This is a genomic window from Klebsiella sp. K-Nf6, from assembly GCF_002806655.1.
GTDB lineage: Bacteria > Pseudomonadota > Gammaproteobacteria > Enterobacterales > Enterobacteriaceae > Klebsiella > Klebsiella variicola.
Map to the genome: position 1 here is coordinate 343,821 of NZ_PIBN01000003.1, position 21,560 is coordinate 365,380.

Annotated in this window: 20 protein-coding genes; 13 read left to right on the forward strand and 7 right to left on the reverse strand. The window is 58.3% G+C overall.

All coding sequences use genetic code 11. From position 1 onward, the window contains the following. Nucleotides 1-9 precede the first annotated feature (9 nt). Genes hslR through CWM61_RS08005 form a run of 3 tightly spaced genes read right to left on the reverse strand, consistent with a single transcriptional unit; the run spans nucleotide 10 to nucleotide 3,281 of the window. Nucleotides 10-411, reverse strand: a complete 402-nt coding sequence (gene hslR / locus CWM61_RS07995) for a ribosome-associated heat shock protein Hsp15 (RefSeq protein WP_008807008.1) — start codon at nucleotides 409-411, stop codon at nucleotides 10-12. Then, nucleotides 408-1,091, reverse strand: coding sequence for a GMP/IMP nucleotidase (gene yrfG / locus CWM61_RS08000; protein WP_074387058.1), 684 nt, complete (start codon nucleotides 1,089-1,091; stop codon nucleotides 408-410). The genes hslR and yrfG overlap by 4 nt, the downstream gene beginning before the upstream one ends. Before the next feature lie 60 nt (nucleotides 1,092-1,151). Next, complete coding sequence (locus CWM61_RS08005; protein ID WP_100631037.1) at nucleotides 1,152-3,281, reverse strand: intracellular growth attenuator family protein; 2,130 nt, start codon at nucleotides 3,279-3,281, stop codon at nucleotides 1,152-1,154. Between the two features lie 320 nt (nucleotides 3,282-3,601). Here CWM61_RS08005 and nudE point away from each other — a divergent pair, with 320 nt between their 5' ends. Then, nucleotides 3,602-4,162: an ADP compounds hydrolase NudE gene (nudE, locus tag CWM61_RS08010; protein ID WP_012967138.1), complete on the forward strand. Its 561-nt coding sequence runs from the start codon at nucleotides 3,602-3,604 to the stop codon at nucleotides 4,160-4,162. A gap of 53 nt (nucleotides 4,163-4,215) precedes the next feature. Here the strand turns inward: nudE and mrcA are convergent, their stop codons facing one another. Beyond that, nucleotides 4,216-6,774: a peptidoglycan glycosyltransferase/peptidoglycan DD-transpeptidase MrcA gene (mrcA, locus tag CWM61_RS08015; protein WP_074387060.1), complete on the reverse strand. Its 2,559-nt coding sequence runs from the start codon at nucleotides 6,772-6,774 to the stop codon at nucleotides 4,216-4,218. A gap of 118 nt (nucleotides 6,775-6,892) precedes the next feature. On the opposite strand from mrcA, the gene CWM61_RS08020 reads away from it, so the two are divergent. The 12 genes from CWM61_RS08020 to trpS all read left to right on the forward strand — a co-directional run bounded on the left by CWM61_RS08020 (nucleotide 6,893) and on the right by trpS (nucleotide 16,855). Next, nucleotides 6,893-7,693, forward strand: a complete 801-nt coding sequence (locus tag CWM61_RS08020) for a pilus assembly protein (protein WP_100631038.1) — start codon at nucleotides 6,893-6,895, stop codon at nucleotides 7,691-7,693. Continuing rightward, the gene (locus CWM61_RS08025) at nucleotides 7,677-8,210 is read left to right on the forward strand and encodes a PilN domain-containing protein (RefSeq protein ID WP_100631039.1); all 534 of its coding nucleotides are present in this window, start codon (nucleotides 7,677-7,679) and stop codon (nucleotides 8,208-8,210) included. The genes CWM61_RS08020 and CWM61_RS08025 overlap by 17 nt, the downstream gene beginning before the upstream one ends. Further along, nucleotides 8,200-8,628: a pilus assembly protein PilO gene (locus CWM61_RS08030; protein ID WP_100631040.1), complete on the forward strand. Its 429-nt coding sequence runs from the start codon at nucleotides 8,200-8,202 to the stop codon at nucleotides 8,626-8,628. Before CWM61_RS08025 ends, CWM61_RS08030 begins: the two co-directional genes overlap by 11 nt. Next, nucleotides 8,618-8,998, forward strand: coding sequence for a HofP DNA utilization family protein (locus tag CWM61_RS08035; protein WP_100631041.1), 381 nt, complete (start codon nucleotides 8,618-8,620; stop codon nucleotides 8,996-8,998). Before CWM61_RS08030 ends, CWM61_RS08035 begins: the two co-directional genes overlap by 11 nt. Beyond that, nucleotides 8,934-10,175: a DNA uptake porin HofQ gene (gene hofQ / locus CWM61_RS08040; RefSeq protein WP_074387064.1), complete on the forward strand. Its 1,242-nt coding sequence runs from the start codon at nucleotides 8,934-8,936 to the stop codon at nucleotides 10,173-10,175. Before CWM61_RS08035 ends, hofQ begins: the two co-directional genes overlap by 65 nt. A gap of 270 nt (nucleotides 10,176-10,445) precedes the next feature. After that, nucleotides 10,446-10,967, forward strand: a complete 522-nt coding sequence (gene aroK, locus CWM61_RS08050) for a shikimate kinase AroK (protein WP_004106441.1) — start codon at nucleotides 10,446-10,448, stop codon at nucleotides 10,965-10,967. Nucleotides 10,968-11,022: 55 nt separating this feature from the next. Next, the gene (gene aroB / locus CWM61_RS08055; protein ID WP_061153111.1) at nucleotides 11,023-12,117 is read left to right on the forward strand and encodes a 3-dehydroquinate synthase; all 1,095 of its coding nucleotides are present in this window, start codon (nucleotides 11,023-11,025) and stop codon (nucleotides 12,115-12,117) included. Nucleotides 12,118-12,201: 84 nt separating this feature from the next. Then, nucleotides 12,202-13,503: a cell division protein DamX gene (gene damX, locus CWM61_RS08060; protein ID WP_100631042.1), complete on the forward strand. Its 1,302-nt coding sequence runs from the start codon at nucleotides 12,202-12,204 to the stop codon at nucleotides 13,501-13,503. Between the two features lie 78 nt (nucleotides 13,504-13,581). Next, nucleotides 13,582-14,409, forward strand: a complete 828-nt coding sequence (gene dam, locus CWM61_RS08065; protein WP_074387066.1) for an adenine-specific DNA-methyltransferase — start codon at nucleotides 13,582-13,584, stop codon at nucleotides 14,407-14,409. A gap of 17 nt (nucleotides 14,410-14,426) precedes the next feature. Then, nucleotides 14,427-15,104, forward strand: coding sequence for a ribulose-phosphate 3-epimerase (gene rpe / locus CWM61_RS08070; protein ID WP_004202179.1), 678 nt, complete (start codon nucleotides 14,427-14,429; stop codon nucleotides 15,102-15,104). Continuing rightward, a complete protein-coding gene (gene gph, locus CWM61_RS08075) occupies nucleotides 15,097-15,858 on the forward strand; it encodes a phosphoglycolate phosphatase (RefSeq protein ID WP_012540418.1) in 762 nt (253 codons plus the stop codon). The genes rpe and gph overlap by 8 nt, the downstream gene beginning before the upstream one ends. Beyond that, nucleotides 15,851-16,855: a tryptophan--tRNA ligase gene (trpS, locus tag CWM61_RS08080; RefSeq protein WP_008807022.1), complete on the forward strand. Its 1,005-nt coding sequence runs from the start codon at nucleotides 15,851-15,853 to the stop codon at nucleotides 16,853-16,855. Before gph ends, trpS begins: the two co-directional genes overlap by 8 nt. A gap of 74 nt (nucleotides 16,856-16,929) precedes the next feature. Here trpS and cysG read toward each other — a convergent pair whose 3' ends face one another. From cysG to nirB, 3 genes are all read right to left on the reverse strand, one after another. After that, nucleotides 16,930-18,303, reverse strand: a complete 1,374-nt coding sequence (gene cysG, locus CWM61_RS08085; protein ID WP_012967144.1) for a siroheme synthase CysG — start codon at nucleotides 18,301-18,303, stop codon at nucleotides 16,930-16,932. 152 nt (nucleotides 18,304-18,455) lie between these two features. After that, entirely contained in the window at nucleotides 18,456-18,782 is a 327-nt protein-coding gene (nirD, locus tag CWM61_RS08090; protein WP_074387068.1) for a nitrite reductase small subunit NirD, read from the reverse strand. Next, the gene (gene nirB / locus CWM61_RS08095; protein WP_074387069.1) at nucleotides 18,779-21,322 is read right to left on the reverse strand and encodes a nitrite reductase large subunit NirB; all 2,544 of its coding nucleotides are present in this window, start codon (nucleotides 21,320-21,322) and stop codon (nucleotides 18,779-18,781) included. The genes nirD and nirB overlap by 4 nt, the downstream gene beginning before the upstream one ends. Nucleotides 21,323-21,560 lie beyond the last annotated feature (238 nt).

A 21,560-nucleotide genomic window follows, 5' to 3' on the forward strand; every position in this document is an offset into this window, starting at 1 on the left:
TGGCGCGAGTTACTCACTCTCGCCGTGTTTAAATCTCATCAGGTCGCGGCGTTCTTTCTTGTCCGGACGTCTGTCAGGGTGCGGCATGGTCAGGGCGTTCATTTTGCGCGCCAGGGCCACTTTTTCACGCTTTTCGATACTTTCCGCCGTCTCTTCATACAGGGCGACAGCTTCACTTGCCGGGCGGCGCTGCTCGGTGATACCGACGATTCGTACCGTACGCTCGTCGTTGCCCTGTCGCAGCGTCAGCATGGCGTCCAGTTCGACAATTTTCCCGGGCTTGCTGCGTTGTCCGTTGTAATGCACCTTGCCGCCTTCAATCATCTCCCGCGCCAGCGCGCGGGTTTTGTAAAAGCGAGCGGCCCAAAGCCATTTGTCCAGTCTGACGGTTTCGCTGGGCTTCTCTTTCATCGCCTCTCCTTCGGGGTAAGCGAAGGGATCAGTCGCCGGTAATCATTCAGCCCCGGATGGCGCAGATACTGCTTTTCCGCCAGCCCGGAGTCGGGATTAGTAATGCCCAGGCAGTAACGAATGCCAAATTCCCTCGCGGCATCCAGAATCGCCTCGCTGTCGTCGACAAACAGCGTTTTACGCGCCTCAAGACCGGTCTCCTCCGCTACGGCGCGCCACAGGCGCTGATCCTCTTTCGGATAACCAAATGTGTGGGTGGAAAGTAATAAATCAAGGTGCGCATCCAGGCCGGTATGTTTGAGCTTCACCGCCAGATTGTGGGGATGGGCATTGGTCAACAGAATGCGTCGCTTACCGCAGGCCTTGAGCGCATCAAGGAACGGCACCGTATCCTCGCGCAGCGTGGCGCGCGGACCCTGTTCACTGGTCATCGCACAAATATCCAAACCCAGGCGCTCGCTCCAGTAATCCAGACAATACCAGTTTAGCGTATGCTGCACGGCGTGATACTCCTGGCGCATGGCGTCTTTCGCCTCCTGCAGATTGAGGCCGCGGGCGGCTCCCCAGGTTTCAGGCACCAGCGTTTGCCAGAAATAGTTGTCGAAAGCGAGGTCCAGGAGCGTGCCGTCCATATCCAGCAGAACGGTATCAACCTCCTGCCAGGCGATATCAAAATGCATGATGACTCTCCAGCGAGCAGAAAATGGGCGACAGGGTATCATACCCCGTCGCCGGGGAAATTAATCTTGCGGGTCAGACGCGGGGAGCAGCACCGGGTTCAGGCAGCTTTCGTAATATTTCTGAATCTCTTCCATACGCTGGCGATGGCGTTGATAACGACGCAGCGCCTGTACGCCGTGGTAAGCCATGCATCCCAGCATCGACAACAGCAGCAGCGTAATGCCCAGATAGCGCCACAGCCCGCTGCGATCAGGGATGCGATGCAGGTTGATATGCTGGGTGCTGTTGGCGTCGGTGAACAGGTTGGTGACGATCCCTTCGGCGTGGAAAGGGGTATGCATGAGCATACCGGCCAGCCGCCGCAGCTCGCTCCACTGCTCGTGTGCCGGATAATCATACAGGCTCACCGCCGGCCACGGCTGATTGACCAGCACGTTGCCCTCATCGCTGGCGATTAAGAAACCGCCGGGCGCCGGGCTGTTTAGCGCCTGCGCGGCTCGCGAGGTTTCACGCATCACAAAGGGGGCGGTGGAGGTGGTCACCAGATTCTCCAGCGACTCCGCGCTGACCGGGCGCAGCAGCACGTTCACGCCATCCAGTTTCCCGGCGGTGGCGCGCTTGGTCAGCGCCTCCCAGTTACGGGTATTTCCGAGGTTGACCAGCGCATTCTTCAGGCGCAGGCAGTCATCCTTTGCCGAGCAGAGATCGTTAGTTTTCAGGACGATATCGCCGAAATCATCCAGCAGCACCATGCCTGATTTCTGTATAGCGGAACGCAACGCCGGGCTGACGCGGGAGTCATCGTCGGTTTCCGGATGCAACTGCCGCTGGACGGACTGCATCAGGGCGGTCGCTTTGCTGACAATATCAGACTCCGGCAGCGGCAGAGGAGGGGCATCGTTCCATACAATCTGTGAACAATCGAAAGGCAGGAACGGCGAATCCTCTTTGGCCGACCAGCTACCCGGCGTGCGGATATTACACATCCCGGTGCCTGTCAGACGCAGCGTATCACCAATGCGCACATGGGCTTTCGCCAGCTGGTCGACGGTAGTCGCTTCAATCGTCTGGGCGCCCTTCAACCACGACAGGGTGAACTTAAACGGCATATTCAGCGGTACGCTGGCCCACAGCATGACCACCACCACCAGCGCGCCGGCGGCGATAATCGCGCTGCGCAGCCAGTACTGGAGCGGGAAGTTTTTCACTTCATCATGGAGCGACAGGTAGCGTCCCTGGCGGGCCACGTGGCGGTTGAGATAGATATCAATATCGGTCTGCTGCCCCAGGTCCTGCGCGATCCACGGCTGCCAGTGGCGCGGATAGATGAGATCGATAATGCCCAGTGAGATGTTATTGATATGCTCTTGATCGTTTTCGCCAAACAGTCCCCAGCGCTTGGGGACGCCCCGCAGGCAGTGAATTTCGCGCAGCGCGGCGCGGCGCGGTGGGGCATAGATCCCCCAGATGCCGGCGGCGAGAAGCAATACACCCGCGGCCACCAGCCAGGGGGTAAAGACGGCTGGCCCAATCAGGCTGAAATAAAAGAACAGGAAGGAGGCGACGATCAGGATCGCTTCGCGTAGTCCATCCGGCCGGTTCAGCGCGTGTTCTTCCGGGCTTTCCCGACGGATCTGCCGCAGCTCAACCTGCTCACTTTCTTCGCCGCGAATGGAGGCCTGGGTGGCCGATGCGCGTTCCAGGGCGTAGCTTTGCGCTTCCTGGCGATAGTCGCTCAGGGAATGACCGTTGAGCGTGATGACCAGCGGCAGGCTGTCGGTGGGGATCAGCTCGACGCTGTTTTCGTCGTTAATATGCTGTTCCCAGAATGGCGGCAGATGGACTTCCACCGAATCGAGGAAGTAGCGCCATTTGTTCGGCGCGTCGGTGGTGATCCCGTAGCGAGTAATGGCTCGCGTCACGGCGTAGACAGTATCACTCTGTTCGTTCAGCGCCAGAACAATGGGCGCCGTCGTTGCGCCGGACGCCGGGACCTGCAGGGCGCGGCTGAGCTCCGCAAGATACTTTTCGATAGCCTGACGCTCATCGGCAGGAAGCGGCCGCGTGGTCGCGTCGCTAAAGGCGTGCAGTAGAGGAAGGCGTCGACGTCTGGCGTGAGAGCGATACCACCATCCGATGAGCAATACGCAGATTAGCAGAGCTATAAGGAAAATCAGAAAGGTGCCCATGCCCATCCCATCATAGTTATTTTTTTCTTACGATATCGTCGGTGAACGTCAATACTAACGTCAAGCTGCAGTGTTAGCGGCGCACCTGGTTACAGGGTAGTGAATATGTCATGCAGCAGCGTATAAGCTTACCAAAAACGTTAATGCGCAGAAATCGGTAAATTCTCAAACAGAATTCAAGCTATTGACTTTTTTATCTTTATTACTTTCCCCTTTGCCGGTAAAAGGTTACAACTCTGTAAATAAGTAGCGATTTGGATTGCCGAAAGCGTGTTGCGTATCGCACAATGACTGCTTAATCACAGCATAGACCGATGACAATGAGCAAATCATTACAAAAACCCACCATTCTCAATGTTGAAACCGTCGCCCGTTCGCGCCTCTTTAATGTCGAAAGCGTCGATCTGGAATTCAGCAACGGTGTGCGTCGCGTTTATGAACGTATGCGGCCGTCTACCCGTGAAGCGGTGATGATTGTTCCGATTGTTGATGATCACATTATTTTGATTCGCGAGTATGCCGTCGGCACGGAATCCTACGAGCTGGGTTTCTCCAAAGGGCTGATTGACCCGGGTGAAACGGTGGATGAAGCAGCCAACCGCGAGTTGAAAGAAGAGGTTGGCTTTGGCGCCAATAAGCTGACGTTTCTGAAGAAGCTCAGTATGGCCCCCTCCTACTTCTCCAGCAAAATGAATATCCTGGTGGCGGAAGACCTTTATCCTGAGTCGCTGCCGGGCGATGAGCCCGAACCGCTGCCGCAGGTGCGCTGGCCGCTGGCGCAGCTGATGTCGCTGCTGGATGAAGAAGATTTTAACGAGGCTCGTAACGTCAGCGCGCTGTTTTTAGTGCGCGAATGGCTGCTGGCTCAGGGCCGACTCTGAGAGAAAGCGCGCCGTTAGCAGCAATAAAAAAGCGCCCGCAGGCGCTTTTTTTGTCAGAACAGTTCGTGGGTTTCACCACCGCCGTCAGTCAGGGTGGTGCCCACCTCATGGACCGCCTGCTGCGTGGGTTGGGTTCCTTCAATGAAGTATTCCGCACGACTGTTGCCTCCGTTCGCCAGCTGACCGGTGCTGCGGTCAATATTCACCGTGACGATACCTGGCGGCGGGGTTAATGGTTCTTCCGGCACCCCCTCCAGCACGCTTTTCATAAAGCTGTCCCAAGCCGGCTGGGCACTTTTAGCACCGCCCTCATAGCCGGAGATCTGATCTTTAATCGCCCCTGAGGCGGTGGTGCGGCCAAGATCGCGACGATGATCGTCAAAGCCGATCCATACCGAGGTCACCACACCCGGCCCGTAGCCTGAGAACCAGGCATCCTTCGAGCTGTTGGTGGTCCCGGTTTTCCCGCCGATGTCATGCCGCTGCAGATCGCGTCCGGCGCGCCAGCCGGTTCCCATCCAGCCCGGCTCGCCAAAGATGTTGCTGTTCAGCGCGCTTTTGATCAGGAACGACAGGGGCGTATTAATCACATGCGGCGCGTATTCCTGGGCGCCGCTCTGTGCGATCAGCGACTGGTTGGCCTGCTCCAGCTGCGGCTGCGGCGGCACGTTGTCATTCTGCGGTTCCGTCGAGGTGGCAACATCTTCCACATCTTTGTTTTCCAGCACGTTGGATTTTGGCGTATCGCCGTAAATCACCGGTAAGTCGCACTGCGGGCAGGCGATCTTCGGACGCTCTTCGAAGAGAACGCCGCCCTGATCATTCTCAATCTTACTGATAAAGAACGGATTGACCAGGAAGCCGCCATTGGCCATCACCGAATATCCGCGGGCAACCTGCATAGGGGTAAAGGAGGCAGAACCCAGGGCCAGCGACTCGGTATGGACAATGTTTTGCGCCGGGAAGCCAAAGCGCTGCAGATACTCGGCGGCATAGTCGACGCCCATGGCACGCATAGCGCGCACCATCACCACGTTTTTCGACTGTCCAAGCCCCTGGCGTAAACGAATCGGACCGGCATACTGCGGCGGCGAGTTCTTCGGTCGCCAGTCGGAGCCTGCGCCCGCATCCCAGCGCGAGATCGGCACATCGTTAAGCATGCTTGCCAGCGTTAAGCCTTTATCCATCGCGGCGGTATAGAGGAACGGCTTAATGTTGGAGCCGACCTGACGCAGTGCCTGAGTGGCACGGTTGAACTTGCTCTGGTTAAAGTCAAACCCGCCGACGAGAGCAATAATCGCGCCGTTCTGCGGGTTAATGGAGACCAGCGCCGAGTTGACGTCCGGAACCTGCGACAGCCACCAGCTGTCACCCACTTTACGAACCCAGATCTGCTGCCCGGCCTGCAGGACGTCGTTGACCTTACGCGGCGTCGCTCCCTGCTGCGTGTCAGAGATAAAGCGACGGGCCCAGCGTACGCCATCCATCGTCAGAGAAACCGAGTCGCCGTTAGCCAATAGCGCGACGGCCTCCTGGGCATTCGCGGCAGTGACCACTGCGGGCGAAAGCGGGCCGAAGCCAGGCTGGCGCTTCAGCGAGTCGACGATCTTCTTCGTCTCCCACGGCGTTTCACCGACTTTCCACAGCACGCTGGCCGGGCCGCGGTAGCCGTGACGCATATCGTAATCCAGCACGTTATTGCGTACCGCCTGCTGGGCTGCCTGCTGGTTTTTGCGGGTAATGGTGGTGTAAACCCGGTAGCCATCTTCATAGGCTTGTTCGCCGTAGCGATTCACCATCTCCTGGCGCACCATTTCGCTCAGGTAAGGGGCGGAAAAGGCGATTTTCGGGGCATGATAGCTGGCGTCGATCGCTTCGCTGCGTGCCTGATCGTATTGTGCCTGGGTGATATACCCCTCGCTTAACATACGTGACAGCACCACGTTGCGGCGGGCTGTCGCGCGATCCATCGAGTAGAGCGGGTTAAAGGTGGAAGGGGCTTTCGGCAGGCCGGCAATCACCGCCATCTCACTCAGGGTCAGCTGGTCGATAGGCTTGCCAAAATAGACCTGCGCCGCGGCGCCGACGCCATAGGCGCGGTAGCCGAGGTAGATCTTGTTCAGATACAGCTCAAGGATTTCATCTTTGTTCAGCAACTGCTCGATGCGGATGGCCAGAAAGGCCTCTTTAATCTTACGCATCAACGTCTTCTCGGGGCTGAGGAAGAAGTTACGTGCTAACTGCTGGGTGATGGTACTGGCGCCCTGGGAGGCGTGGCCTGAAAACATCGCCACGCTGGCAGCGCGGAAAATACCCACCGGATCGACGCCGTGATGCTCATAGAAACGGCTGTCTTCGGTAGCGATAAACGCTTTTACCAGCTCGGGGGGAATTTGCTGCAACGTCACAGGGATACGGCGTTTTTCGCCATATTGCGCGATAAGCTCACCGTCGGCGCTATAGACCTGCATCGGGATCTGCAAACGCACATCCTTCAGGGTTGCGACATCAGGGAGTTGCGGCTCTATGTATTTGTAGAGGCCAAAAATCGAGCCTGCTCCCAGCAGTACGCAACAGACTGCAAGGATCAATAGATACTTTACGAACTTCACCGGTGTTTTCCCATTTAGTTTTATTTGGGCAGTTTATAAACAAACGCGCGGTAGTATAAAGGCAAGCCAGGTGCATTGATATAGCCGGACAGTTTTGCCGGATAAGGAGATCGTAAGCATGGCTTTCAGAAACTGGCGGATCGGGATGCATATCCAACAGGATAGCATTGCTATTGTCGCACTACTGCATGAACGCTCACACTGGGCGCTGCGCCGCTGGTGGCGTATTCCGCTGCCGTCAGGCCTGGTACGGCAGGGGATGGTGGTGGACGTCAGCGCCCTTGGCGCACGGCTTGCCGCCTGGCGGCGGGAGCTACCGGTGCAGCATCAGGTCAGTATCGCTTTCCCTGCCGTTCGCACGCTGCAAAAGCGCCTGCCGTATCCCCAGTTCGCCCTGCGGGATCGTGAACAGGCGACGTGGATAGCCAGCGCGATGACCCAGCAGCTGGCGATGCCCGCCGCCTCCTTAAGCATTGATTATGCCCCCACTTCGCGGGATGACGGCTGGCAGGTCACGGCGGCGCAGCGGCTGGACATCAATGTCCTGCGGGAGCTGGCAGGACGGCTGCGACTGCGAGTAGCGGCCATCGTGCCGGATGCCAGCGCGCTCGGCGCGTTTGTCCCCTGGCTGAACGCGCAGTCGCAGGGCCTCGCGTGGCGGGATGAAAATCACTGGCTATGGGCAACGCAGGAGGCCTGGGGTTGTGTCACCTGCGATGAGGTGAAGTCGTTAAGCCAGCTGGCGGAGCAACTTCAGATTCCTTTGCGTCTGTGCGCTGACGCTGGCGACGAAGCCAACAGCTTAGATGTCTGGCAGGTCATTCACCGCCGGCAGCCTCCTCTGCCGGCCGATGGCGATCGCTACGCTATCGCCCTTGGGCTGGCGCTGGGGAGTGAACACCATGACGCATGCCGTTAATCTTCTCCCCTGGCGTGACCTGCGGCGGCGCCAGCGCCTGCGCTTCCTCCTGCTGATTGCTACCGGCATTATGCTGCTGGGGTTGATGATCCTGCAGGTATGGCGCACGGTCCGTCTGCAGCATCTCACCCTGACGACACTCCACGCGACGGCCGACGCGCAGCTGCTCGCCTCGCTTAAACAGCGCGAGCTTCCAATGCGCGAGGCGTGGCAGCAGCACCAGCGTCATCGTCAGCAGCAACGGCGTAGAGCGGCGATCGCCGCCTGGCAACCCAGGCTGCTGGCGCTGGCGGCAGATCTGCCCGCGCAGGCGTGGCTGACGCGGCTGGATTACCAGGGCGCAGTTCTGACCGTGAACGGCCTGGCCCTGAATCTGCAGGCGCTGGCCGGACTGGAGCGCGTTCTGACTAACGTGGCGGGATTCGCGCCGGCAAAAGCGGGCGGAACGCAGCGCGACGCCGAGGAGCGCTGGCAGTTCAGCTTTACCCTCACAGGAGAGCGCGCCGATGCGGATTAGCACCCGGCGCAGCCAGACGGTGCTGCTGATCCTGCTCATGATGGGGCTGCTGGGCTTCGGCGTTACGCTCTGGCGCGCTGCCGGACCGCCGCTGGCGGCAGTGTCCCGCGACACCGTCCTGCAGATGCAATGGCGTCGGGTGATGGCATTACGCATACCCGCCGGTGAAATCCCAGTGGAGGGCATCGACAAACAGCCGTTTTCGCCGATAGCCATTCCGCTTGCCGGGGTGAAGCTTATCGCCTGGCGACCCCAGGGGAGCGGGGGCGAGATGGAGCTGACCCTACCCTGGCAGACGCTGCCCGCGCTTTTTTCCTGGTTGGCGCGCTGTGGAATGACCCCGCGATCGTTCTCACTGGAGCACGAGGCGCAGGCACTCCGCCTGCGTTTGCAACTGGAGGCGGAAGATGGGGGGTAAATGCTGGGCATTACTGTGGTTGCCGCTGTCGCTGCTGGCAGCAGAGCGTGACCCTTTCCAGCCGGTTGAGGATCCCTGCCGCACAGCGCAGCTATCGCAATGGCGCTATGGCGGCGCGGCCGGGGATGACGCTGGCTGGATGGGGTTTCTGCAGGACGGGAGCGGCAAGTGGCGACGGGTGCGCATGGATGATCAATTGCCCACGGGCTGGCGGGTGAGCCGGCTGACGGCCGGTGAGCTGGTGATCGCTACGCCTCCTGGGTGTGAACCGTCAGCGTGGCGCTGGCAACGTGAAGGGAAACAATATGATGCGATGGATAAGCCTGCTGCTTCTGCTGCTGCCGCTGGCGGCGGGCGCCGCCCGAAATGAAAAGACAATTTCGCTGGTGGTCGATGACGCGCCGGTGGCCCATGTGCTGCAAGCGCTGGCCGAAATGAACCACAAGAACCTTGTTGTGGCGCCGGACGTTAGCGGTACGCTCTCCCTGCGTCTGCAAAAGGTTCCCTGGACCCAGGCGTTGCGGGCGGTAGCGGATAGCGCAGGCCTCTCTTTGCAACAGCAGGGGACGGTCATCTACGCGCATACCCAGGCCTGGCAAAAGGCAAATCAGGCGCAGCGTGAAGCCGAACAGGAGAAACGCCTGCAGAACCTGCCCCTGCAGGCCGAGAACGTGACCCTGCACTATGCCGATGCCGAGGAGCTGGCTAAAACAGGCGGTAAGTTGCTCAGCGCCAGGGGGCACCTGATGGCGGACAAGCGGACCAACCGGTTGCTGATCCGCGATGATGCCCGGCACCTGCCGGCGTTGAAAGCCTGGGCGCAGGAGATGGATTTGCCCGTCGGGCAGGTTGAGCTGGCTGCCCATATCGTGTCGATGAGCGAAACCAGCCTTCGCGAGCTGGGGGTGAAGTGGCGGCTGGCGGAGGTCGGCGGCACGCCGGGCTCCGGTAAAATGACCACCCTGAGCAGCGATTTGTCGGTGAACGATGCCAGCACCCGCGCGGGTTTTAACATCGGCAAGATCAACGGTCGCTTGCTTGAACTCGAGCTTTCCGCGCTGGAGCGCAAGCAGCAGGTCGATATTATCGCCAGCCCTCGTTTGCTGGCCTCGCATATGCAGCCCGCCAGCATCAAGCAGGGGAGCGAGATCCCCTATCAGGTTTCCAGCGGTGAAAGCGGCGCCACGTCGGTGGAGTTTAAAGAAGCCGTGCTGGGGATGGAGGTGACGCCGACGGTGCTGCAGCAGGGGAGAGTGCGGCTGAAGCTGCGGATCAGCGAAAATACGCCGGGCCAGGTGCTGAAGCAGGATAATGGCGAGGCGCTGGCCATCGATAAACAGGAGATAGAGACTCTGGTGGAAGTTCGCAGCGGCGAGACCTTAGCGTTGGGCGGCATCTTTTCGCAGAAAAACAAAACCGCCCGCGACAGCGTCCCGCTGCTTGGCGATATCCCGGTGCTGGGGCGTCTGTTTCGGCGCGATGGGAAAGATAATGAACGCCGTGAACTGGTTGTCTTTATTACGCCACGGATTCTGGCAGTACGTTAAGCAGGTTTTTCATGCTAAACACGTTTCAGGTGTTTGACGTGAGGACGGATTTAGCATACAAGGGGTACCGATTTGAGAGTCGGGTACGACATCAATCCTCCCTTTATTGTCCGGCGATTTTATTCAGTTGCCAAACCAGCCGGAGTATTGAGATAATTTTTAGTCTGACTCTCGCTCTATTGCATATGAGGTTTCAGTTCATGCCCTGCGGCGCTGGGTGTCTGCGAAGCGGGTTTATCATTAACGAATAGTCTTAGTAGTACCGAAAAAATGGCAGAGAAACGCAATATCTTTCTGGTTGGGCCTATGGGTGCCGGCAAAAGCACTATTGGGCGCCAGTTAGCCCAACAGCTCAACATGGAATTTTACGATTCCGATCAAGAAATTGAGAAACGCACTGGCGCTGATGTGGGCTGGGTCTTCGATGTTGAAGGCGAAGACGGCTTCCGCGACCGTGAAGAAAAAATTATCAATGAGTTGACGGAAAAACAGGGGATTGTGCTGGCGACTGGCGGCGGCTCTGTAAAATCCCGTGAAACGCGTAACCGTCTCTCCGCCCGCGGCGTGGTGGTCTACCTGGAAACGACAATCGAGAAGCAGTTGGCCCGTACGCAGCGCGATAAAAAGCGTCCTTTGCTACAAGTCGATGCGCCGCCTCGTGAAGTGCTGGAAGCGCTGGCTGACGAGCGTAACCCGCTGTATGAAGAGATCGCCGATGTGACTATCCGCACAGACGATCAGAGTGCGAAAGTCGTCGCGAACCAGATTATTCATATGCTGGAAAGCAATTGATTCTGGCTTAATAAAAGTGCGTCAGAGTAAAAGTCACTGAGGTGGACGTCGCGTTATGGAGAGGCTTACTGTTACCCTCGGGGAACGTAGTTACCCGATTACCATCGCGGCTGGTTTGTTTAACGATCCAGCTTCCTTCCTGCCACTCAAGTCGGGCGACCAGGCTATGCTGGTCACCAACGAAACGCTGGCGCCGCTTTATCTGGATACCGTCCGCTCTGTGCTGGAGCAGGCAGGGGTCAACGTTGACAGCGTGATCCTGCCCGATGGCGAGCAGTATAAAAGCCTGGCGGTGATGGATACCGTTTTTACCGCTCTGTTGCAAAAACCGCATGGTCGCGACACCACACTGGTGGCGCTTGGCGGCGGCGTAATTGGTGATTTAACCGGTTTCGCCGCGGCAAGCTATCAGCGCGGCGTGCGTTTTATCCAGGTCCCCACCACTCTGTTGTCGCAGGTCGATTCGTCGGTCGGCGGCAAAACCGCAGTGAACCATCCTCTCGGCAAAAACATGATTGGCGCCTTCTGGCAGCCGGTTTCCGTGGTGGTTGATCTTAACTGTCTGAAGACCCTGCCGACGCGCGAGCTCGCTTCCGGACTGGCTGAAGTTATCAAGTACGGGGTGATCCTCGACGGCGAATTCTTCAGCTGGCTGGAAAACAACATTGATGCGCTGCTGGCGCTGGATGAAAAAGCGATGGCGTACTGTATTCGCCGTTGCTGTGAGCTGAAAGCGGAAGTTGTCGCTGCCGACGAGCGTGAAACTGGGTTACGTGCTTTACTCAATCTTGGACATACCTTCGGCCATGCTATCGAGGCGGAAATGGGCTACGGTAACTGGCTGCACGGCGAAGCGGTGGCGGCAGGTATGGTGATGGCGGCGCATACGTCCGAACGGCTGGGGCAGTTCCGCACGCAGGATACTCAGCGCATTATCGCTCTGCTCAAGCGTGCAGGCTTACCGGTACGCGGCCCGCAGGAGATGAGTGCGCAGGCGTATTTGCCCCATATGATGCGCGATAAAAAAGTACTGGCGGGCGACATGCGGCTGGTGCTCCCGCTCGCAATAGGAAGCAGCGAGCTGCGCGGCGGAGTGCCGCACGATGTGGTTCTTGGCGCGATTGCTGATACTCAGCAGGCGCAACAATAAGAAGGTCTGGCCGCGTTCGCGCGGCGTTATCATTTCGGGTGATGTGCAATAATCGTGAGCATAAGCCTTTTAGTGGGGTGTTAAATGGATGATTTCAAACCAGAAGACGATATGAAAGCCGATCGCAACGATCGTCGTGCTGGTCGTTCCCGTCAGTCTTCCGAGCGTGATGCCGATCCGCAGATCAATTTTGACGACGTCGATCTTGATGCCGATGAAGGCCGTCCGACGCGCGCCGGTAAGGCCCGTCGCGAGCGTGAAGAGGAAGAGTTCGAAGAAGAACTGGATGCGGAAGACGAGGAACTGCTCGAAGAGCAGCCTGTAGAGCGTCGTCCGCGCAAGCGTAAAAAAGCGCCAGCCAAACCTGCTTCCCGTCAGTACATCATGATGGGCGTGGGGATTCTGGTGCTGCTGCTGTTAATCGTGGGTATCGGTTCTGCGCTGAAATCGCCATCCTCGTCCAGCCAGCAGACCGCTTCCGGCGAGAAGAGCATTAATCTGTCTGACGACCAGTCCACCAGCACGCCTACGCCTGCTGCCGGCCAGGAACAGACCTCCGCCAATACCGCCCCACAGCAGGACGTAACGGTTCCGCCTATTGCCGCGAACCCGACGCAGGGCCAGGCCGCGGCAGAACCGCAGGGCCAGCAGCGTGTTGAAGTTCAGGGCGATCTGAACAATGCGCTGACCCAGCAGCAGGGCCAGCTGGACGGCGCTGTGGCTAACTCGACGCTGCCAACTGAACCGGCAACCGTCGCGCCGATCCGTAATGGTGCCAATGGCACTGCGGCTCCGCGCCAGGCGACCGAGCGTCAGACGGCTGCAACGCCGCGTCCGGCTGAGCGTAAGCACACCGTTATCGAAGCGAAGCCACAGACGAAGCCTCAGGCCGTGGCAAAAGCGCCGGTAGAAACGAAGCCGGTTCAGCCGAAGCATGTTGAAAGCGCGGCGACTACCGCCCCGGCGAAAACCACCGTAACCGAAAGCAAACCGGTGGCAACAGCGCAGAGCAAACCGGCAGCAACAGCAACCACCACCACTGCCGCGCCAGCCGCAACGGCAGCCACGGCAGCGCCAGCCGCGAAGAGCGGTAAAACGGCAGGTGACGTGAGTTCAATGAAATCTGCGCCGTCGGGTAACTATACCCTGCAGCTCAGCAGCTCCTCTAACTACGACAACCTGAACAACTGGGCGAAGAAAGAGAAGCTGGATCGATATGTTGTCTATGAAACGTCGCGTAACGGCCAACCGTGGTACGTGCTGGTGAGCGGTATCTATGCTTCGAAAGAAGAAGCGAAACGCGCTGTCACCTCACTGCCGGCGGACGTGCAGGCGAAAAATCCATGGGCAAAACCACTGCATCAGGTTCAGGCTGACCTGAAATAATGCCGTGGGGTAGTCTTAAGCGCAGGATGCTGTCGGAGCTTTCTCCACAGCCGGAGAATGTGTAATTAGTTAGGCAGCATGAAAAAGAATCGCGCTTTTCTGAAGTGGGCAGGGGGGAAGTACCCCCTGCTTGACGATATTAAAAAGCATTTGCCGGAAGGCGAGTGCTTAATCGAGCCCTTTGTGGGCGCCGGGTCGGTATTTCTCAATACCGACTTTTCTCGTTATATCCTCGCGGATATCAACAGTGACTTAATTGGCCTGTACAACATCGTTAAATTGCGTACCGACGAATACGTCGCCGCTGCGCGTGAGATGTTTGTCCCGGAAAACAACATCGCTGAGCGCTACTACCAGTATCGTGATGAATTCAACCAAAGCCAGGATCCGCTGCGTCGCGCGGTGCTGTTCCTGTATCTGAATCGCCACGGCTACAACGGCCTGTGTCGCTACAATCTGCGCGGCGAGTTTAATGTGCCGTTTGGCCGCTATAAAAAGCCCTATTTCCCCGAGGCAGAGCTCTATCATTTCGCCGAGAAAGCGCAAAACGCCGAGTTTTACTGCGAATCTTATGAAGAGTGCATGCAACGTGCCGATAGCCGCGCGGTGGTTTATTGCGATCCACCCTATGCGCCGCTGACGGCGACGGCGAACTTTACCGCCTACCACACCAACAGCTTCAATCTGGAACAACAGGTACTGCTGGCGCAAAAGGCGGAATCGCTGATGAAAAAGCGGATCCCGGTGTTGATTTCCAACCACCGCACACCGTTGACGCAGGAATGGTATAAAAACGCGGCAGAAACACATATTGTGAAGGTTCGGCGCAGCATCAGCAGCAACGGTGGTACGCGTAAAAAGGTGGATGAGCTATTAGCGCTCTACCGTCCGCCTAAGACCAAATAAATTTCAAGGAGATGCGGATGAAGCAGTATTTGATTGCCCCTTCGATTCTGTCAGCTGATTTTGCCCGTCTGGGTGAGGATACCGCGAAGGCGCTGGCGGCAGGTGCGGATGTCGTGCACTTCGACGTCATGGACAACCACTACGTGCCGAATCTGACGATTGGCCCGATGGTGCTGAAGTCGCTGCGTAACTACGGTATTACCGCGCCGATCGACGTCCACCTGATGGTGAAGCCGGTTGACCGCATCATTCCTGATTTTGCTGAAGCCGGCGCCAGCATCATCACCTTCCATCCTGAAGCCTCCGAACACGTCGATCGTAGCCTGCAGCTGATTAAAGAGCACGGCTGTAAAGCGGGCCTGGTGTTTAACCCGGCAACGCCGCTGAGTTATCTCGATTATGTGATGGATAAGCTGGACGTGATCCTGCTGATGTCGGTTAACCCGGGTTTTGGCGGCCAGTCTTTTATTCCCCAGACGCTGGATAAACTGCGTGAAGTACGCCAGCGCATCGATGCTTCTGGCTACGATATTCGCCTGGAAGTGGATGGCGGCGTGAAAGCCAGCAACATTGGCGAAATCGCCGCGGCGGGTGCGGATATGTTTGTTGCCGGTTCGGCGATCTTCGGTCAGCCGGACTACAAGAAAGTGATTGATCAAATGCGTAGTGAATTAGCGAAGGTGAGTCATGGATAAATTACAGGCGATCCGCGGCATCGCGTTTGATCTCGACGGCACGCTGGTGGACAGCGCGCCGGGTCTAACCTCGGCGGTTGATAACGCCCTCTACGCCCTGGAGCTGCCTGTGGCGGGAGAAGAACGCGTTGTCACCTGGATCGGCAACGGCGCCGATGTCCTGATGGAGCGGGCGCTGACCTGGGCTCGTCAGGAGCGTGCGACATTACGGGCGGCGATGGGTAAGCCTTCCGTCGACGATCATGATATTCCGCAAGACGAACAGCTGCGCATTTTGCGTAAGCTGTTTGACCGCTATTACGCCGAAACGGCGGAAGAGGGTAGCTTCCTGTTCCCGGCGGTGGCCGATACGCTCGGCGCGCTGCATGCCAAAGGCCTGCCGCTGGCGCTGGTCACCAATAAGCCGACGCCGTTTGTCGCCCCGCTGCTGGACGCGCTCGATATCGCGAAATATTTTACCGTGGTGATTGGCGGCGATGACGTGCAGAACAAAAAGCCGCATCCGGAACCGCTGCTGCTGGTGGCGGAAAAGCTCTCTCTGGCTCCTGCCGAGCTGCTGTTCGTCGGCGATTCGCGCAATGATATTCAGGCGGCCAAAGCGGCAGGCTGCTGCTCTGTCGGCCTGACCTACGGTTATAACTATGGCGAACCGCTTGCGCTGAGCGAGCCGGACTATCTCTTCGACCAGTTTAATGAACTCTTACCCGCTCTCGGGTTACCGCACAGTGAAACTCAGGAATTGAAACATGACTAAGCCCATCGTTTTTAGTGGCGCACAGCCCTCAGGTGAACTGACCATTGGCAACTACATGGGTGCGCTGCGTCAGTGGGTAAACATGCAGGACGATTACCACTGCATCTATTGCATCGTGGACCAGCACGCCATTACCGTGCGTCAGGATCCGCAGCAGCTGCGCAAGGCGACGCTGGATACCCTGGCGCTGTATCTGGCCTGCGGTATCGATCCGCAGAAAAGCACCATCTTCGTTCAGTCGCACGTGCCGGAACACGCTCAGTTAGGCTGGGCGCTGAACTGCTACACCTATTTCGGCGAACTGAGCCGCATGACCCAGTTTAAAGATAAGTCCGCGCGCTACGCGGAGAACATCAATGCCGGTCTGTTTGATTACCCGGTACTGATGGCCGCTGACATTCTGCTGTATCAGACCAACCAGGTTCCGGTAGGGGAAGATCAGAAACAGCACCTGGAACTGAGCCGCGATATCGCCCAGCGTTTTAACGCCATCTATGGCGATGTCTTTAAAGTGCCTGAGCCGTTTATTCCGAAGTCCGGTGCACGCGTGATGTCGCTACTGGAGCCGACCAGGAAGATGTCCAAGTCCGACGACAACCGCAACAACGTCATCGGCCTGCTGGAAGATCCGAAATCGGTGGTCAAGAAGATCAAACGCGCGGTGACCGACTCCGACGAGCCGCCGGTGGTACGCTACGACCTGAAAGAAAAAGCGGGTGTCTCCAACCTGCTGGATATCCTCTCCGCGGTCACCGGGAAAACCATTCCTGAGCTGGAGCAGCATTTTGAAGGCAAAATGTATGGCCACCTGAAAGGCGAAGTCGCTGAAGCGGTGTCGGGCATGCTGACTGAGCTGCAGGAGCGCTATCACCGTTTCCGTAACGACGAAGCGTTTCTCAACCAGGTAATGAAAGACGGCGCAGAGAAAGCCAGCGCGCGCGCTTCTCAGACCCTGAAAGCGGTATACGAAGCGATTGGTTTTGTCGCCAGGCCGTAAGCGACGCAACAGCTAAAAAGGCGGGATATTATCCCGCCTTTTTTATGTCTGTCGTCCACGTGGGGAGGCGAAGGTTAGTGGTTCGAGAACCAGTTCAGTTTATCCCGCAGGCCAACCACGCGACCGACGATGATCAGCGCCGGGCTGGCCATCTGCTGCGCCAGGATATCCAGTTGCCCTAAGGTGCCGCTGACCACTTTTTGCGATACGGCGGTGCCGTTCTCGACGATGGCGGCGGGCATATCTTCCGCCATGCCGTGAGCGATAAGCTTCTCGCGGATCGCCGGCGCCTGGTTCAGACCCATGTAGAACACCAGGGTTTGTTTCTCCACCGCCAGGTTCGCCCAGTCCAGCTCGCCGCCGGTTTTCAGGTGGCCGGTGACCAGGCGGACGCCCTGGGCGAAATCGCGGTGTGTTAATGGGATCCCCGAGTAGGCGGAGCAGCCGGAGGCGGCGGTGATGCCTGGAACAACGGAGAAGGGGATGCCCGCCTCACAAAGGGTTTCCAGCTCTTCCCCTCCGCGGCCAAAGATAAAGGGATCGCCGCCTTTCAGCCGGACCACGCGTTTTCCTTTTTGCGCTTCACGCAGCAGGATCTGGTTGATCTCCTCCTGCGGGACGCAGTGATAGCCAGAGCGTTTGCCGACGAACACCCGGTCAGCGTCGCGACGCACCAGATTCATGATGTCGTCGGAAACCAGCCGGTCATAAACCACCACGTCGGCCTGCTGGATCTGCTGCAGGCCTTTGAGCGTGAGCAGCCCGGCGTCACCGGGACCGGCGCCAACCAGGACGACCTCGCCGCGATGCTCCAATGGCTCCGTCAGTAGCTGCTCGGTGGTATCCGCCACCGCCTGCCGATCGTCATTGGCCAGCGACTGCGCCAGCCGGTCGTTCACAAACAGCTTCTCCCAGAAGCGGCGACGTTCGCCCACGCTGGCAAACTGCTGCTTAACGCGCGCGCGCAGATGGCCGGCATAGCGGGCCAGCTGGCCGAGATGCAGGGGTAAGACTGACTCCAGCTTCTCGCGCAGCAGGCGCGCCAGTACCGGCGATGTCCCGCCCGAAGAGACGGCGACCATCAGCGGCGAGCGGTCAATGATGGATGGCATAATAAAGCTGGCCTGACGTGGGGCATCCACCACGTTACAGAAGATACGCCTCGCTTCGGCCGCATCGCTGACCTGCTGGTTCACCGTCTCATTATCGGTAGCGGCAATGGCCAGCCAGCAGGTGTCCAGCAGCGAGGGGATAAACTCCCCCTGCACCAGGGTTAGCATCTGTGAATCGGCCCACACCTGAAACTGCGGGGTGAAGTCGAGCGCATTGACCGTGACGTTCGCGCCGGCATCCAGTAGCAGGCGGGCCTTGCGTTCGGCGACATCCCCGCCGCCAACCAGTAAACAATCGCGCTGGCGCAACTGGCAGAATATGGGTAAGTGATCCACAGAATAACCTCATGAAAATAAGGGGTAGAAAATGCGTGGTCGTAGAATAGCAGCAAAGGTAATACAAAACATGCGACTTATCCCGCACTCATGCATTGTCGGTCAGAAGTGTTGCTTATGTCTCCCCCCGTAACCGGGGGGAGGAAGGGGACTTACGCTTTAAGCTGCACCTGGCCGTCTTTCACCCGGGCGTCGAAGCGGGCGATGGAGTGGCTGGCATCTTCCATGCACAGGCCGTCGCTCAGGCGGAAGCGCTGCTTTTTCAGCGGGCTGGCAACCCATAGCGTGCCGTCATGTTCGGCGATAATCCCGCGAGATAGCACGCTGGCGTTGAAGAACGGGTCAATGTTGCTGATGGCGAATACCCGCTCGTCATGGTAGGGACGGAAGACCGCCACCTGCTGCTGGCCGAGCAGCGCGCAGACGCCGGTGGCCGGCAGGATGTCGTTGATGCTGCAGATGTTTACCCACTGGCTCATGCTTTTTCCTCCACCAGAGTAACCGGGATACGCTCATACGGCGTGGCCGGGCGGTGCTGGTCACGTTCCGGCACCACCTGAACGTTCGGGTCGCGCTGGTCGCTGTTGATAAAGTGTTTGAAGCGGGTCTGCGCCGCCGGGTTGTTGACGGTTTCGGTCCACTCGCAGGCGAAGGCGGCGCGCAGGCGAGCCAGCTCCTCTTCCAGATGGTCGTTCAGGCCCAGCTTGTCATCGATGATGACGCTGCGCAGATAGTCGATGCCGCCTTCCATGTTGTCCAGCCACGGTGCGGTGCGGGTCAGCTTATCGGCGGTGCGGATGTAGAACATCATAAAGCGGTCGAGATACTTAATCAGCGTCTCGCGGTCGAGGTCCGCGGCCAGCAGATCGGCGTGGCGCGGCTTCATCCCGCCATTACCGCACACGTACAGGTTCCAGCCTTTCTCGGTGGCGATGATCCCGACGTCTTTGCCCTGGGCCTCCGCACATTCGCGGGTGCAGCCGGAGACGCCGAACTTCATTTTGTGCGGGGTGCGGATGCCTTTGTAGCGGTTTTCCAGTTCCACGCCGAAGCCGACGCTATCCCCGACGCCGTAGCGGCACCAGGTGCTACCGACGCAGGTTTTCGCCATTCGCAGCGCTTTGGCGTAGGCATGGCCGGTTTCGAAGCCTGCTTCAATCAGTTGCCGCCAGATCTCCGGCAGGTCGTCTTTCTGCGCGCCAAACAGGCCGATGCGCTGGGAGCCGGTGATCTTGGTGTACAGATTGAATTCGCGTGCAATACGGCCCACGGCGACCAGCCCTTCCGGTGTGATTTCGCCGCCAGCGGAGCGCGGGATCACCGAATAGGTGCCATCTTTCTGAATGTTGGCAAGGAAGTTGTCGTTGGTGTCCTGCAGCGGCGTGTGCTGCGGCTTGAGGATGTACTCATTCCAGCAGGAGGCCAGCAGGGAGCCGACGGTCGGCTTACAGATCTCGCAGCCATAACCCTGACCGTGTTTTTCCAGCAGTTCGTCGAAGGTTTTAATGCCTTCCACGCGGATCAGATGGAACAGCTCCTGGCGGGAGTAAGCGAAGTGTTCGCACAGGTTATTGTTCACTTCGATGCCCTGTTTCGCCAGCTCGGCGTTGAGCACCTGCGTCACCAACGGAATACAGCCCCCGCAGCCGGTACCGGCTTTGGTTTCCGCTTTCAGCGCCGCTACGGTGTGGCAGCCTTTGTTGATGGCGGCGATCAGGTCGCCTTTGCTGACGTCAAAGCAGGAACAAATCTGCGCGCTGTCCGGCAGTTTATCGACGCCGATCGACGGCTTGCCGCTGCCGGCGTGGGCCGGGAGGATCAGCGAATCCGGATTTTCCGGCAACTCAATAGCGTTGAGCACCAGCTGCAGCAGGTTGCCGTAATCGCTGGTGTCGCCGACCAGTACCGCGCCGAGCAGGGTCTTGTTGTCTTCGCTGACGATAAGACGTTTGTAGACTTCTTTGCTTTCGTCGAGATAAACGTAGCTGCGGGCGCCCGGCGTACGGCCGTGGGCATCGCCGATCCCGCCCACGTCCACACCCAGCAGCTTCAGCTTGGCGCTCAGGTCGGCGCCGGTGAAGCTGTTTTCACTGCCGAGGAGATGGTCGACGGTCACCTGGGCCATTTTGTAGCCCGGAGCGACCAGACCATACACGCGGTTGTTCCAGCTGGCGCATTCCCCGATCGCGTAGATGTCCGGGTCGGAAGTCTGGCAACTATCGTTGACCATGATGCCGCCGCGCTGGGCGACTGCCAGCCCGCACTGGGTGGCCAGCTTATCGCGCGGGCGGATCCCGGTTGAGAAGACGATGAAATCGACCTGCAGCTCGCTACCGTCGGCGAAGTGCATGGTTTTACGCGCCTCAGTGCCCTGCTGGACGATCTCTTTGGTATTTTTACTGGTGTGAACTTTCACGCCCATGCTTTCAATTTTGCGCCGCAGCTGCTCGCCGCCCATCTGGTCGAGCTGCTCGGCCATCAGCATCGGCGCGAACTCGATCACGTGGGTTTCCACGCCGAGGTTTTTCAGCGCGCCTGCGGCTTCCAGGCCAAGGAGGCCGCCGCCGACCACCGCGCCGCGTTTGCTGCGACGGGCGCAGGATTCAATCGCGTTAAGATCTTCAATGGTGCGATAAACGAAGCAATCCTGAGTTTCCGCGCCTTTAATCGGCGGGATCCAGGGGTATGAGCCGGTCGCCATAATCAGCTTGTCGTAGAACACGGTGCGCCCGGCGCTGGAGTGGATCACCTTCTCCTGGCGGTTAATGGTGATCGCCCGTTCGCCGACCAGCACCTTGACGCCGTGTTTCTCATAGAAACCTTCGCGCACCAGCGACAGCTCTTCTGCGGTATGGTGGGAGAAATAAGACGACAGGTGGACACGGTCGTAGGCGATACGCGGTTCTTCACAGAACACGGTAATGTCGAACTGTCCGGCAGGCGCCTTATCGAGAAGCTCTTCGATAAAGCGATGGCCAACCATGCCGTTACCGATGATAGCGATTCTGACTTTGCTCATTTTTGCCTCGATTTCTTTTCTATTACCGCCTACCTTAACGATTCAGCCATCAGGCTTATTGATGCAAATCAATGACAACTTCACCTACCACTTAATGGGTATATGATTGATTTGTCAGTATTTTTATAAGTTATGGAAAACGCTGGCTTTTCCTTTTTGCTGATTTTGTGTACAAGAATTGGATGAGCCGCGATTGGGGTTGGGCAGAAAACTAGCCATATTGAATGGAGAAGGTGAT